At 35.6% G+C, this 15,723-nt stretch carries 12 protein-coding genes; 2 read left to right on the top strand and 10 right to left on the bottom strand.

Going from position 1 to position 15,723, the window contains the following annotated elements; translation table 11 throughout:
* Positions 1-4: 4 nt before the first annotated feature.
* Positions 5-769, bottom strand: a complete 765-nt coding sequence (locus B0A67_RS03935; RefSeq protein ID WP_072955952.1) for an MBL fold metallo-hydrolase — start codon at positions 767-769, stop codon at positions 5-7.
* Positions 770-859: 90 nt separating this feature from the next.
* On the opposite strand from B0A67_RS03935, the gene B0A67_RS03930 reads away from it, so the two are divergent.
* Positions 860-2,320 carry a TonB-dependent receptor gene (locus tag B0A67_RS03930; RefSeq protein WP_072955955.1) on the top strand — a complete coding sequence of 487 codons (1,461 nt, stop codon included), beginning with the start codon at positions 860-862 and terminating at the stop codon, positions 2,318-2,320.
* A gap of 361 nt (positions 2,321-2,681) precedes the next feature.
* Here B0A67_RS03930 and bcp read toward each other — a convergent pair whose 3' ends face one another.
* Positions 2,682-3,134: a thioredoxin-dependent thiol peroxidase gene (bcp, locus tag B0A67_RS03925; RefSeq protein ID WP_072955958.1), complete on the bottom strand. Its 453-nt coding sequence runs from the start codon at positions 3,132-3,134 to the stop codon at positions 2,682-2,684.
* A 273-nt stretch (positions 3,135-3,407) separates the two neighbouring features.
* Between bcp and B0A67_RS03920 the strand changes: the two genes are divergently transcribed.
* Positions 3,408-4,085, top strand: coding sequence for an endonuclease III domain-containing protein (locus B0A67_RS03920; RefSeq protein ID WP_072955960.1), 678 nt, complete (start codon positions 3,408-3,410; stop codon positions 4,083-4,085).
* A 14-nt stretch (positions 4,086-4,099) separates the two neighbouring features.
* On the opposite strand, the gene B0A67_RS03915 is transcribed toward B0A67_RS03920, so the two are convergent.
* The 8 genes from B0A67_RS03915 to B0A67_RS03885 all read right to left on the bottom strand — a co-directional run bounded on the left by B0A67_RS03915 (position 4,100) and on the right by B0A67_RS03885 (position 15,672).
* Positions 4,100-5,164: a tetratricopeptide repeat protein gene (locus B0A67_RS03915; protein WP_072955962.1), complete on the bottom strand. Its 1,065-nt coding sequence runs from the start codon at positions 5,162-5,164 to the stop codon at positions 4,100-4,102.
* Positions 5,165-5,850: 686 nt separating this feature from the next.
* Positions 5,851-5,994: a hypothetical protein gene (locus B0A67_RS24905; protein WP_167443809.1), complete on the bottom strand. Its 144-nt coding sequence runs from the start codon at positions 5,992-5,994 to the stop codon at positions 5,851-5,853.
* Between the two features lie 51 nt (positions 5,995-6,045).
* Positions 6,046-6,630, bottom strand: coding sequence for an RNA polymerase sigma factor (locus B0A67_RS03910; RefSeq protein WP_072955963.1), 585 nt, complete (start codon positions 6,628-6,630; stop codon positions 6,046-6,048).
* A gap of 331 nt (positions 6,631-6,961) precedes the next feature.
* Positions 6,962-7,720, bottom strand: a complete 759-nt coding sequence (locus B0A67_RS03905; RefSeq protein WP_072955966.1) for a glycoside hydrolase family 16 protein — start codon at positions 7,718-7,720, stop codon at positions 6,962-6,964.
* 82 nt (positions 7,721-7,802) lie between these two features.
* A complete protein-coding gene (locus B0A67_RS03900) occupies positions 7,803-9,464 on the bottom strand; it encodes a glycoside hydrolase family 16 protein (RefSeq protein WP_072955970.1) in 1,662 nt (553 codons plus the stop codon).
* An 11-nt stretch (positions 9,465-9,475) separates the two neighbouring features.
* Positions 9,476-11,083, bottom strand: a complete 1,608-nt coding sequence (locus tag B0A67_RS03895; protein ID WP_072955974.1) for a hypothetical protein — start codon at positions 11,081-11,083, stop codon at positions 9,476-9,478.
* Positions 11,084-11,095: 12 nt separating this feature from the next.
* Complete coding sequence (locus B0A67_RS03890) at positions 11,096-12,595, bottom strand: RagB/SusD family nutrient uptake outer membrane protein (RefSeq protein ID WP_072955977.1); 1,500 nt, start codon at positions 12,593-12,595, stop codon at positions 11,096-11,098.
* Between the two features lie 11 nt (positions 12,596-12,606).
* Positions 12,607-15,672: a SusC/RagA family TonB-linked outer membrane protein gene (locus B0A67_RS03885; protein ID WP_072955980.1), complete on the bottom strand. Its 3,066-nt coding sequence runs from the start codon at positions 15,670-15,672 to the stop codon at positions 12,607-12,609.
* Between the last annotated feature and the right edge of the window lie 51 nt (positions 15,673-15,723).

The raw sequence follows: 15,723 nt of genomic DNA, 5'->3' as shown, positions 1-15,723 counted from the left end.
ATAATTAAATTGTAATTTCTAAATTATCATAGGCCAGGAAAACGTTTTCAGGAAGCTGTTTTTGTACTTCTTCATGAAAGCCCAAAACGTGGCTAATATGCGTTAGATAAGCTTTTTCAGGTTTGACCAGATTTATAAAATCGAGTGCTTCCTGCAAATTAAAGTGTGTGTCGTGTGGTTCTACGCGCAAAGCATTTACCACTAAAACTTTAAGCTTTTTTAGTTTTTCGACTTCGGTTTCGTGAACTGTTTTAACATCAGTCAGATAAGCAAAATCATCAATGCGATAACCAAAAACCTGTAAATCACCATGCATGACATTCACCGGAATTGCTGTTTTATCTCCAACAGCAAAAGGCTGATCATTAATTACTTCTATCGTTTTAACGCTTGGAGCGCCAGGATATTTATTTACGGTTTCGAAAACGTAATCAAAACGGCGTTTTAGATTATCAATCACACGCTGATGTGCATAAACGGGAATTTCGCCTTGTCTGAAATTAAACGGACGAATATCATCTAATCCTGCTGTGTGATCTGCATGTTCATGTGTAAACAGGATTGCATCAAGATGCCTGCAGCCGCAAGAAAGCATTTGCTGCCTGAAATCAGGACCACAATCTATTACATACGAATGATCGCCCCACGTAATCCAGATGGATACGCGAAGCCTTTTGTCCTTAGCATCAGTGCTTTTACAAACAGGATGATCGACTCCGATTATCGGAATGCCTTGGGAAGTACCAGTACCTAAAAAATATACCTTCAATTGAACTTATTTTTTTTACAAAAATAGGATTATTTCTCTTTCATTAGAAGCCTAATTTGCTAACTTTGTAACAAATCTATTTAAAATAAAATGGGTACAGAAATAAAACTCAAAGGTGACAAGGTCATCGAACAGATTCCTTCTATAAAAGACAAAGCGTTACGCATTAATTTAAACGAGAATATTTACGGAACATTTGCTGAAATTGGCGCTGGACAAGAAACGGTCAGGCATTTTTTCAGGTCTGGAGGTTCATCGGGAACAATTGCAAAAGCAATGTCTGCCTACGACAAAGATTTCAGTGATGCCGTTTATGGAGTTGAAAGTGATGGCCGCTATGTGACTGAAGAGCGACTAAAAAAGATGCTGACTCTTGAAGGCCAAATAATCGAAGAACGATTAAGCAGAGAAAAACATCCTACCAAACTCTTCTTTAGTTATGCCAACACTGTTGCAACTATAGATTTTGCCAAACAATTTAAAGGTCACGGTTGGGTTGGAATCAGATACCAGATTGAACCTGACGAAGCTTATAACGAAATTATTCTTCATATTCGTTTTAAAGAAACTGACGCCAGACTGCAACAAGAAACACTGGGAATTTTAGGTGTAAACTTAATTTACGGTGCTTTTTACAAATACAACGATCCAAAACGATTACTTCGTTACCTATACGATCACTTAGACAAAGACCAACTCGAAATTGACACTATTAACTTCTCAGGACCTCGTTTTGCTGATGTTGATAATCGTTTGATTAGCTTGCAATTGGTTAAAAACGGAATGACTGATGCCGTAATGTTTAATCCTGAAGGAAAAAACATTCTTCCGGCTGCTATTTTATACAAAAAAAACCTTCTTGCGCTTAGGGGAAGTTTTCGTCCGGTTACGAAAGTAAACATGGACATGTACGAGAAATCGCTTAAAATGTTTCTTGAAGAAAATAAAGTTGAGAAAGACAATACACTGGTTATTTTTGAAATTACACTTTCGAATTTACGTTCTGATGGTGAAATTGATGAGCGTGATTTTATGGACAGGGCTGAATTACTCTGTTCCCTAGGTCAGACTGTAATGATTTCGAATTTTCAGGAATATTATAAAGTAGTAGAATATTTTGCTAATTATACCAAAGCCAGAATGGGATTGGCAATGGGTGTCAACAATTTAGTTGATATTTTTGACGAGAAATATTACCGTCATTTAAGCGGTGGAATTCTGGAAGCTTTTGGAAAATTATTCTACAGGGATATGAAAGTTTTCTTATATCCTATGTTAGACGACAATGGCGTTTTGATGGATTCAAACAACTTAAAAGTACATCCTAGAATGAAAGAATTGTACAAGTTCTTTAAATTCAACGGAAAAGTGGTGGATATTGCCGATTATGATCCGCACAATCTGGAGGTTTTCTCCCGCGAGGTTTTGAAAATGATCAATCAGGGAAAACCAGGCTGGGAACCAATGCTTCCGTCCGGTATCGCCGAAATAATAAAAGAACACCATCTTTTTGGGTATCATCCGCAGAAAGAATTAGAGCAAAATGCTTAACATTAAAAAAAATCCCAAAAAAGAAAAATTTTTCTTTTTTGGGATTTTTTTTAATGTTTGTTTCAGGTTTCAAGTTTGTTTTGTTTCAGGTTTTACTCTCGGTTCTTTTTGCCAATCTTTGTCGAGTTACTTGTGTGACCTCTCCTTCGTCGAGGTGACACAATGGTACAGAATTATCTTGTAACCTCTCTATTTGAGGCTAAGCGGAATTGAAACTCTTTGCGCCCTTCGACTTCGCTCAGGGTGACAATTGGTGCGTTTAATCTTTGTCAAAGTTTAAATTTTGACAAAGATTATTATGAAAGAATAAACTTCCCGAACTTATAAAAAACTTGAAACTTGACACCTGAAACAAAATTTATTATTTCAAGATCTGAGCTGCGTGCTCTTTTGTTTTTACCTGAGAAATTACCTCATCGATAATTCCGTTTTCGTCTATTACGAAGGTGGTTCTATGAATTCCGTCGTATTCTTTTCCCATGAATTTTTTTGGTCCCCAAACGCCGAATGCATTGATTACTGATTTATCTTCATCGGCTAATAAGGGAAAAGGGAATTCGTATTTGTCTTTGAATTTTAGCTGTGCTTTCTGACTGTCGGCACTTACTCCAAGAAGTTCGTAGTTATTGGCTTTAAAACGTTCGAAATTATCTCTTAGATCACAAGCCTCTGCGGTACAACCTGGTGTACTTGCTTTTGGATAAAAGAATACTACTAATTTTTTTCCTGCGTAATCTGCCAGTTTGTGTGTTTTTCCGTCCTGATCTGTTCCTGAAAAATTTGGAGCTTTATCGCCTGCTTTTAATGTTGTCATATTTTAGATTTTTAGATTGTTAGACTAACTTAGATTATAAATTTAAACTAATTCATAATTAACAATTCATAATTCACAATTATGTTCATGCCCCAGATTGAAGTGAAAACCCCGGAGTTGTGGTAATTTACATTTTTTGTATTGGCAAAGCGACCGGAGGAAGCTCTTGCGAATGCTTAAAAATGTTATTGCCGCAATGAGGAGTTGTAACAAAAAGCTGGATTAGGCACATCATGAAAATTATGCTATTTTTACGGGATTAAAAATACGGAAATGAATAAAGAAGCTCGCGTACAATTTGTTATAAATACGTTAAAAGAACTCTACCCTACTATACCTGTCCCGCTTGATCATAAAGATCCTTATACACTGTTGATTGCGGTTTTACTTTCGGCGCAATGTACAGATGTGCGTGTGAACCAGATTACGCCTATACTTTTTGCAAAAGCTGATAATCCTTATGATATGATTAAAATGTCTGTGGAAGAAATCAAGGAAATCATTCGCCCGTGTGGTTTATCGCCTATGAAATCGAAAGGAATTCACGGTTTATCACATATTTTAATTGATAAACATGACGGAAAGGTGCCACAGAGTTTCGAGGCTCTTGAAGAATTACCTGCTGTTGGACATAAAACAGCGAGCGTTGTGATGTCGCAGGCTTTTGGCGTTCCGGCTTTTCCGGTTGATACACACATTCACAGACTGATGTTAAGATGGAATCTTTCGAACGGAAAAAACGTGGTACAGACGGAGAAAGATGCTAAAAGATTATTTCCAAGAGAATTGTGGAATGACCTGCACCTGCAAATCATTTGGTACGGACGTGAATATTCGCCTGCAAGAGGATGGAGCCTGGAGAAAGATATTATTACGAGAACTGTCGGAAAAAAATCACTGATAGAAGAAGCAATTAAAAAGGAAGAAGCTACTAAAAAGATTGTTAAGTAGCTTCTCTCTTCTTTTTACATACTGCTTTTAAGCGTATTATATTCGTTTGTCATATTTAATGATCTGTAGATTCCAAGAAGCGATTTTGTGGCATTTTCGTTTTTTGGCTCAATTGTCAATGCTTTTTTAAGGTATGGGATGGCACTTTTTACAATATCATCTTTTTGGGTGTCTAACTTATCATATTGCTGCATTTCCTTTGCACTATTTCCTAAAGTGGCCATTAGATCAAGTAATTCTTTTTTGAACTCTATTTTTATATAAGCCAGATTGATGTAACAGGTTATGCAATTTTGATTGACTTGCAAGCCGTCTTCAAAATATTTTTCGGCGTTGCAATAATCATTTGTCTCCATATAAGAGAAAGCCAAAGACGTAATGATTTCTTCTTTTTTTGATGGCGGATTTACATTTCTTGGTTTTTCATAAAGTCCTTCCTGAATACTTGCTTCCCTTGCACTCATTGACACAAAAGCTTCTTCTGTTTTTGTTTTTTTATTGGTGGCATAAAAAATAACGTTTTCACCGGTATAATTTAGCTTTTTAAGTTCCTCGAAATATTTAATGGCTGATTTGTAATCTTTAGCAGATAAGGAAGCGGAGGCGGCATTAAACAGATTTCGGACATCTTTTTTATCGAACAGATACACTTCATAGCTTTTATCAGCACTTTCTTTGAATTTTTCGGCTTTATAATCGCTGTAAGCTCCGTCTACCAGTTTGGCTTTCATCTCTTTTAGCGCTAAACTTGCCTTAAAAGCATATTTATAAACCTGAGAATCATTCTCATACAAAAGCACATCCTGATAAGCTCCGACTGCTACAGCAAAGTTAGCTGCTGCATCTATATTTTTGGTTGCTAAATCTTTATAAACATTTCCTTTTGTAAAATAAAAGTCGGACTTGACCTCAACCGGGGCATTTATGACGAGATATTCTATTTTTTTTAAAATAGCTACGGCTTCCTGGGTTTTTCCTTTGGCAAAATAAGATTGTGCTTCTTTAATTTCTTCTTTTTGAGCGTATGCTCCCGTATTTAGCAATAGCAGTACTAATAAGGTTTTGAGGCTCTTTTTCATTTTTGGTTAGGTTTGGTTGTTAAATAGATTAAGGGTACTACTTAAGAATTTGCCACACATTGATTAGAAGGCTAAAAGTTTCACTCTTGCCAATGATCGATATAAAACAAATACTTATTCTTTCTAATATTCTTTACTGGATACATTAAAAGGAACAACAAACAAAACGTGGTTAGGGTAATTTTGGGTCATAGATGGTTTGGTTTTTGGTTATACTTGGTTTTAGGTATTATTAATAATTAAGGTTTTCTAAATATTGAAAGGTTTTTAATACATAAAATTCTTTTAAAGCGCTTTTTAATTAAATAAAAAACTGTTTTTTAACTAAAATAAAGCTAAATATAAAATAAAATTTTGATATCCGTTCAAAATTCAAAATTTTAACAAAGCGACTATAAAACTACAATCAATTTATCACTAATAACAGGTAATATCTCCGATACTAAAATGGTTATTATTTTCGGTTATTTACTAAAGGAATTTGGAAATGCATTATGGAATATATTGTGCTCCCAAGGTTGAAACCGTTGACTATGCTTATTTTGTTGAGTTTTTTAATTCAACTCGCTTAGTATTAAAAACAAAAAACTCACTATCTGTATTTGGATACAAATAGTGAGCTTTTAACCAAAACGACCATTTGGTTTTTCTTTCGAAATAAACATCCGACAAATATAGTGGGCTGCTTAATTAGCTATAATTTCAAAACTTTTATTTTCAATTTTCACAACTGTTAATGCTTGTGAATAATTAAGTAAAAAAGAAACAACTTCTTTTTTAGGTTTTAAGTCTTTAGAAGCTAATGCCTTTTTAGAGTAAATTTTCGCCATACTATCAAAATGTTTTTATAATAGTATAACGAGCTATTAGTCAAAATAGTATTAGTTGGTTAAAATAATTTGATGTTTATCAATTATCTTTCTTAAATTCATTAGTGCATAACGCATTCTTCCCAATGCTGTATTAATGCTAACACCCGTAATTTCAGATATTTCCTTAAAACTCATATCCTGATACATACGCATTACCAAAACTTCTTTCTGATCTAGCGGAAGCTCTTCAATTATCTTTTTCAGGTCTACTTCGACCTGATCAAAAATCATTTTGTTCTCGATCGTTAAAGAATCGTCTGACATGACAGAAAAAATCGAAAACTCTTCGGTTTCTCTGTACATTGGCATTTTTTTGGTTTTACGAAAGTGATCTACAATTAAGTTGTGGGAAATACGCATTACCCAAGGCAAAAATTTACCTTCTTCGTTATAGGAATTACTTTTTAGGGTTTTAATCACCTTAATAAAGGTATCTTGAAAAATATCATTTGAGATATCTCTATCAGCAATCTTAGAATATATAAATCCATATATCTTAGACTCGTGTCTCTTAATTAATGTCGCAAGGGCATTTTCATTGCCATCGACATAATTTCTCACTAATAGAGCGTCTGGAATATGCAGATCAGCCATAGTACTACTTTTTTAGTTTCTGTTTAAAATTTGGAGTAATTTTATAAAAAGTAGTTTTACTATATAGGCGTGTCTTTTGGGTTTATGTGGTTATGTTAATATTCTGACCAAATTTAACAAATTATTATTTGAAAAAGCAAACAAGAAGAACAATAATTAACAATAAATCGTTAATTATTGTCTCACAAGCTTGATTTTTGCCTTTTGAGTACTAAAAAAGCTTAAATATTTTTCTTTCTTTAATGCAAAAAATCAGACATAAATATTTTAAAATTAAACAAGTAAGGTATTTACATCTGATTCAGCTACAATTTTTCAAGTGAATGCCTTACTATTGGTAAACACGAACATAATCGACATAAAATTTTTGAGGAAGTACGTTATCATCTACTTCAGGACCTCCAAAATTTCCTCCTATCGCTAAATTGACTATAATATAGAATGGTTTATCAAATGGCCAGGTATCTTCATTTTTCACTTCGGGATTAAAGGTGTAAACCAATGTTGTGTCTACAAAAAAGTCGATTTTATCTTTTGTCCATTCGATTGCATATACATGATATCCTTCTTCAATAGTAGGAAAAGGGGTTCTCTTTGTATTGATTGTATTACCGTGGCTGTCTTGTGTATGCAAAGTTGTATACACCATATGTGGATCTCTGCCTATGTATTCTAAAATATCAATTTCTCCGGTTTTTGGCCATTTTACTTCATCGATATTAGCTCCCAACATCCAGAATGCAGGCCATAAACCATGACCAACAGGCAGTTTTGCCCTGGCTTCGATTCGGCCATATTTAAACTCTTTTTTACCTTTAGTAGTAATTTTTGTAGAGGTATATTTATTTCCTTCTTTTCTGGCTTCGATAATTAAATTTCCATCTTTTAATTCGTGATTTGTTTTGGTATAAATCTGTCTTTCATTATTGCCATAACCACATAAGTCCGGACAACCATCGCCGACTTCGAAATTCCAAAAAGCTTCATTAACTTGTTTTTTACTAAAATTCTCTTCCCAAACTAATTTTCGTTTTATTTCCTGAGCGAAACTAAAACTGGTTATCATTACTAATACAATTATTTTTTTCATACCGTCATTTTAAAAATTAATAAAATAAGAAGGCCAGCCTTAACTGACCTTCTCACCTCATTCTTACTAATTAATTTATAATCTATTGATACACTCTTACGTAATCAATCTCCATCGAAGATTGTGTAAAGGCAGGATCAATATTACCGCCCAGATTACCTCCCATTGCAACATTCAGAATTAAGAAAAAGTCGCTGTTGAAAGGCAAAGTACCGTCATTAGGAACGGAATGAATTAGTACATCATCTGCAAAAGTCTGTACAGAAGCAGGGCTCCAAACTGTTTTATAGACATGAAATTCTGTTGAGACATTTGGTATCGTTTTAGAACCTGTATTTCCGTCTCCACCTGAATGTCCAGGATAATGAAGCGTACTTAGAATAACATTTTGATTTTTGCCTACATGTTCCATTATATCAATCTCACCACAGGCAGGCCAGGGTTTTGTCGCATAGTTTGAACCTAACATCCAAATTGCAGGCCAGGTCCCTACTCCGGTTGGAAGTTTGGCTTTTACTTCGACCTTACCGTAAGTAAATTTAAATTTACCATCTGTTTTTAATCTTGCAGACGAATAATCTGCTCCGCCTGAAGCTTCTTTTTTTGCTGTGATTTTTAAACTTCCACCCTGAACAATTACGTTTGCCGCTGCATTGGTATAATTTTGTTTTTCATTATTTCCCCAACCGCTGTCTCCTCTGCCAAGATCATAAGTCCATTTTGTAGCGTCAGGAGCACCATCTGTATCAAACTCATCAAACCACACTAGTTTTGTGTATTCTGCAGGTGGCGCCTGAGTAGGTTTTGTAGTGGTAAAGATATGGTACCATGCTAATGCGGGATTCCCTCCCATAACAGCTCTTACGACCATTCTATTGGCTGTGATCGACAAGATCTCATAAGAACTCTGACCAATATAATACCCCATAAATCCACCATCAGAAAAACTCATCGTTGTACCTCTTGTTTGTGTTGCATGGTTTGGATTGGCCATCACCACCGATTCTGAAGGACTTAATGAAACTATTTTTTTACCTGCACTATTATACGCTAAACATTCATCACTTGGCGAACTTCCACCTGCAATACTTGCAAACGAAGCATTAAAGAATGTGGAACCGCCATTGTCTAATTCAAATTTTAGTACGTCAGCATCCAGAGAGAATGTCAATACATTTTCGTATAAACAGCTGCTTGCCGGTGCTCCTGCTTTTTCCCAAACTCCTGCCGAATAGTAATTTGGAAAATAATTTTTAGTAGCATCGCCATCATTTTGGCCTACTCCTAAATGTCCCGGCTCAGAAGCTGACCAATACCATTTTTTTGAAGTTCCGTCTGTTAAAAGCTGAACTGCTTCATCATCTCTAAAATTACTCAGTACCTCGACTTCTGTCGTTATATTGGTAGCTATACCTCCTCTTCCTGAAGCGATTACGGTAACGATATATTTATTCAGTCCCGTTTTGGTAAAACGTTTGGTAAATATACCGCTTGGAGAATTCTCCGAAGTACCGTCACTAAAGGCATATTTATAAGAAACGGTATTATCTCCCGTTGCAGTAAACTTTACCATTCCTGATCCGTCCCCGTTTGGAGCATCGGCAGTTTTTCCTATAATTTCAGCTGTAATATTCAGATTTGTTGGTGCTGACAAATCTCCAAAAGAATGATCATCATTCTGACAACTTATTGCTAACACCAGTGCAAAAAGTAATACGATATTTATAATTATTTTTTTGCTCATGATTTTTTATTTTAATTGGATTGTTTTATATCATCAAAGTAATAAGTGTCTCCTGTTCCTCCTTTTCCAAAGTCAGGGAATAAAATTACTCTGTCGTATTTATTACTGGTACTAAAATTGGCTGCGCTTGTAAGATCGAATGTTAAAACGTTCCAGGCATTGGCAACTGTTGTTGTTGCATGTACTTCTATAAATACCGTTGGATTACCATTTCCGTCTTTTGGAGAGGTCGAAACTTCCATTTTGTATAATATATCAACTCCCGCTTTTGAAGACCATACATTTACTTTTACTTTTGTTCCTTTACTAAAATCAGGTGTGCTTTCAAGATTTAAACTTGCTCCGCCCCAGGTTTCTGCTCCTGATTTTTTGTCAATCTTAACTACTTTATCAGATACATTCGCTCCGGTTTTATCAGGGTTTGTTACTACAGAAGCATCTACATTACCAAATCCGCCCCAGGCAAAAGTTAAATTAGCAGATTCAAAATCAAGCGGCAATGCTACTGATTCTGCCGGTAGTTTATAAAAATAAATATTGTCTAAATAAATATTTTTACCATCCGGAGTTCCAACCAGTTTAAGTTGAAAAATATCAGCCACTGTAAATCCGTCCTGACTTGTAAATGCAGAAATTGGAATATCAATACTTGTCCATTGGTTTGCCACCAAATCTTTTGTGACTGGTCTTTCACCATTTATTTTATTATTGCTAATAAGGAAAATGGCTAGCTTTTCTAAATCTGCTGTCCAGACATCAAGATGAATATAATCCATTGCAGAAACATCCAGTTTTACACCATCTGCAAATGCAATTCCCTGATAATTTAAGTTTGTATAATTCAGCATTTTATCACCCGCCAATTCAAATTCTGATAAACCGCCGGATTGTCCCCAATTTGGATTAAAATTAGTTCCTTCTACATCTTTGTATTTCGAACTGTAGATAGAAATTACATTTGCGTCTAATCTAGTTGGAGGAACTGGTGCTGAAGCAGTTGGATTAACTATTAATTTTGCTGTAACCTGTTCTGTATGTTCAACAGTTTTAATTGCAGCACTTTTCGATACTACGCGAACAGTATAAACTCCTGCTTCTTTATACGTATAAGAAACTGACTCACCATTGTTTACTGAAACTGGTTCTGGTTTTCCCGCTTCTCCAAAATAAACATCATAAAACAAAGCAAAATCAGCCGTTGCCTGAACAGTTATTTTTTTAGAAACTGATACATCATTAGTAATTATTACTACAAGATTAGCGGGCGCATTAAACGAAACGATAACATCCTTATTTATTTCGGTTGTTTTTCCAGTTATTCCCATTGCTACAATCTTAGCTTTATAAACGCCTTCTTTATAGGTGTGGGTCATAGTTGCTCCTGCCGAAAAATAATCCGACTCAGGAGTTCCGTCTCCGTAATTTATTTTGTATTGTGTAACTCCTTCTCCGGTAGGCAAAAAAGTGACTTTACCTGAGTTATCCTGAGTTACAGTGGTCAAAACGGCTAGGTTTGCCGGTGCACTTAACCCGTCTAAATCAATATTGCTGTCATCGCCTGCACAACCCAACAGGATTGTAAAAACGAAAATGCTTATAATAAAATGTAATTTTTTCATAATAGTGTTTTTTTAGTATCCAGGGTTTTGCTGCCAGTTTCCGTTTGCAAACTGAATTTCTTCGATTGGTAATGGAAATAATTCGTTTTTATTCGCTTTAAAACCCGGTATTTTTCCAACTGCTTTTCCGGTTCTAACTAAATCAAAGAAACGATGTCCTTCTCCAAAAAGTTCTACTCGTCTTTCGGCTAAAATAAAATCTGTAAGCGCAGCTCCTGAAACTGAGATATCGTGATTAAGATCTCCAAAAGCACGGCGTCTTACCTGATTTAAGTAGTTTTTTGCTTTTGTCTCATCAATTCCTCCACGGTTATAAGCTTCGGCTGCCATTAATAATACATCAGCATAACGTATCGCCCTATAATTGTTTGGATTTGTTAAGTTTAAATCGCCTTGTGCTTCTGCACTTCTTTTTCTAGGTAAATACTTTCTGTTAAAGAAACCAGTGTCTTCATTTCCTTTTCCAAATGTTACTCCTTTTCCGTTATCATAAGATGTATTTGCTGCTGCCCATGCTGCGATATCCAATATCGTAACCTCTTTACGATTGTCACCTGCTTCAAAAGCATCTGCTCCTTCCTGGGTTGGGATATTAAAACTAAATCCCGAAGAAAAAAGTGGTCCTGAATAATTTCTGATTCCGCTAAAACCTACTGCAACGTTTCCTTCGCTACATTGCAAACATGTAAAAGCCGCTCCTTCTACATCTGTGTACTGCACTTCAAAAACAGATTCCGGCCCGTTTTCTCCGGCCATTTCAAACATTGTATCATAATCAGTTACTAAACTGTATTTTCCTGAACCTATAACGGCATCAAAAGATGCTGCGGCTTGTACAAATTTATTTTGATACAAATAGGCTTTTCCTAACAATGCCTGGGCAGCTCCTTTGGTTACCCTGCCTTTTTGAGATGCTGTTGGAGATAAATTAGCAGCAGCAAAAATTAAATCAGCTTCTATAGAAGCATACACTTCCTGAACTGATGAACGTGGTACTGTTTTTTCATCTCCAACTTTAAATCTTGCATCCCCTTTCATCGGGATTCCCCCAAACCATTTCACTAACTCAAACTGGTAATATGCTCTTAGAAAATGTGTTTCTGCGAGTAGTTGGGTTTTTCCCTCAAAATCTGTTTTATTTTGGAATTCAAGAATATAATTGGCTCTTTGAACTCCTGCAAACATCCAATTCCAGATATCTCTTAAATTACTGTTTACCGGTGTATGAATCATGTCGTCTACTTGCTGCCAGCCAATTACATCTGTTGGGCTTTCTCCTCCGGCTAATGTATTGTCTGAAGCAATTTCTCCTAATAAAGCATTTGCATAAGTAGACTGCAACAAATCATAAGCTGCAACTAACGCATTTTCATAATCTGCTTTTGAGTTGAAATAATTTTCAGAATCGATAGAATACTGCGGTTTTGGACTTACAAATTCATCTGAACAAGAAATACTTATTGTCGAGAACAGTGTAAGTGTTATGATGGTGGTAATTAAATACTTTTTCATTTTTATTGAAATTAAAAATTAATGTTTAAACCCAATAAATAGGTTCTTGGAACTGGATAAAACCCGTAATCAATTCCGGCACCAATTGGCGACTGAGAAACTCCGTCCTGATTTGTAGGTCCAAATGAAGCCCCGGGGTCAAAACCTTTATATTTCGTAAAGGTGTACAGATTGTTTACTCCTGTATAAAGTCTTAGTTTCGTAATTCCTGCTCTTTGAGTCACCTTTGGATTGATTGTATATCCTAATTGTATGTTTTGAATTCTGAAATAAGAAGCATCTTCAACATAATAATCTGAAAGAACATTATTAGCTGTTGCTCCCGTGGTTACTCTTGGCACAGAATTACTTGTTCCTTCGCCTGTCCATCTGTCTAAAACATAATCCAGTCGGTTGGCATCAGAAAGCACTCTCTCGTAATTACGGACCATATCATTTCCTATTGAAGCGAAACTATAAAGTGCAAAATCAAGATTTTTGTAATTCAGCTGTATATTGAATCCCATTGTGGCATTAGGAATCGGATCTCCAATATTGGTTCTGTCTTTGGTATCAATTACGCCATCGCCATTTACATCTACATAACGAATATCGCCAGGTGATGCATTTGCTCCCAGGGCCAATTGTGACGGATGAGCATCAACTTCTGCCTGATTCTGAAACAGACCGTCTGTTTTATAACCGTAAAAATATCCGATTGGTTTACCGGATTCCATACGTGAAGCTGCCGGCTGTCCTACTCCAAAACCTCCTTGTTCGATAAATCCCGTTCCGTTATTTACTTCTAATACTTCATTTTTAAGAAAGGTTACATTATAACCAATACTCATAGAAAAAGAATCTGAAAATTTCTCTTTATAATCTACTGCAAATTCAAAACCTGAATTTCTAACTGTTCCCGCATTCATGGTCGGGGCACTTGCTCCCGGAGCACCAATTCCTGTTATTCCTGAAACCGGAATATTCGGAATCAATAAATCTTTTCTGGTATCGATAAAATAATCTGCTACAACAGAAACTTTATCATTGAATAGTCTTAAGTCTAAACCAACGTCAAACTTTCTGGCTTCTTCCCATTTTAAGTTCTGATTAGGAATTTGTCCTGTAGCCAGTCCGTTTACTAAAACGCCATCAAAAACATAAGTAGCTTCTCCGTTTAGAATGCTTAAAAAACCATTATTTGGAATCTGGTCATTTCCTAAAGTACCATAACTTGCTCTTAATTTCAGGAAATTAACTGTTTTTGATTCTCCAAAGAAACCTTCATCAGAAATTACCCATCCTCCTGTAAGAGAAGGAAAATTAGCTACTTTATTACCTGGTCCGAATTTTGTCGAAGAATCACGTCTGATCATAGCCGAAAAAAGATACTTTCCTTTGTAATCATATTGGGCTCTGCCAAAATAAGAGAGTCTTCTTTGATCGTAAACATAACCTCCGGTATTAAGCGCCGTAGAAATTCCTTTTGTCAAGGAAAGATCCGCAAACTCCCAGGAATTATTAGGAACATCAAAACCTGTTGCAACGGCTGAATTCCCCCATTGTTTATAAATGGTATTTCCTATTGTTGCCGTAATATTATGGTTCTCTGCAATTTTTATATTATATGTTCCATAAATATCAAACGAATAATCGTTGTCATTTACAGTTCTTTGCGTTACAAAACTTCTCTGTACATCAAACACTTTTCCGCCATAACTTATTTGCGGGCTAAAGACTTTACTTTCGCTGTTTGCGGTATTAAAACCAATAGAACCTGATAATGTAAATCCTTTGAAAATCTTATAATCCAGACCAAAATTTCCGTTTAGCTTTTTATAATTGTAATCGTTATAAGTATTAGCAACTTGTGCCAGCGGATTAATGATTTCAGTTCCTAATCCTGTTGTACTTGGTACTAAAGTAAAATCACCTTTTGCATCATAAGGGTTAAGGGTTGCAGGTACATTTAGTGCATTAAACAATACAGATCCTAAACCATTTTCGTTAATTGTTTTTCTGTCGAAATAGGTATAGATAACATTTGTTTTTACTTTAATTTTATCACTTAAATCAGCTCCTAAAGCCAGTCTGGCAGTATTTCTTAAATAACCTGATTTACCTTCGCCAACAATACCTTCCTGGTCTAAATGGGAACCACTGATTGAATAGGTGATTTTATCAGAACCTCCTGAAATAGTAAGATCACTATTTAATATTGGTACGCCTTTGCCTAAAACTTCTTTTTGCCAATCCGTTCCGTTACCCAATCCACTTACATTTGGATAAGGAAGTGATTTTCCGCCATTGGCATAACTTTCATTAAGTAACAAAGCATATTCAGTAGCATTTAGCATTGGTAATTTTCTCGATGCTTCCTGAAATCCGGTATAACTATTAAAAGAGATCTTGGTTTTCGAATTCTTTTTCCCCATTTTAGTGGTAATCAAAATAATTCCGTTTGCACCAATAGTACCGTAAATAGCAGCCTGTGCATCCTTTAAAACTGTAATGGTTTCGATATCATTTGGATTAAGGATACTTAAATCCCCCATATAACCATCGATTATCGCAGTGGGTCCGTTCTGACCATTTGTGGCTATACCACGAATACGAACATCTAGTGGCGCACCCGGAGATCCTGACTGTGTAGTAACATTTACACCTGAGATTGTTCCTTGCAGCGCTTGCTCTATTCTTGCTGGTTTCAGGATATCAAGCGTTTTACTGTCTACTACAGAAACAGCACCGGTTACTTCTCTTTTCTTTTGAGTTCCGTAACCAATAACTACGACTTCATCAAGGGATCTTGCATCGTCGCTCAATTTAATTGTTATTTTGGATCCTGAAACCACAACTTCCTGTGTACGGAAACCTATATAACTGAAAACAATTGTAGTTCCTTTTGGAACATCTAATAATTTAAAAGATCCGTCGAAGTCTGTGGTTGTACTTTGCGACGAACTCTTAACTTTTACATTCACGCCAGGAAGTGATAATCCTGAGCCATCTAGTACTGTTCCGCTTACATCTAAGGACTGCGAAAACGCATAAGATGTAAACAGAATTAGTACGGTTAGTAATAATTTGGATTTCATAATTAGTTAGTTTTTATTGAAAGATAAATTTATCATATCTCCTTAGCAAAA

Source organism: Flavobacterium aquidurense (assembly GCF_002217195.1).
Classification (GTDB): domain Bacteria; phylum Bacteroidota; class Bacteroidia; order Flavobacteriales; family Flavobacteriaceae; genus Flavobacterium; species Flavobacterium frigidimaris.
Note: the sequence above shows the minus strand (reverse complement) of the source record. Positions and strands in the feature narration are given on the sequence as shown.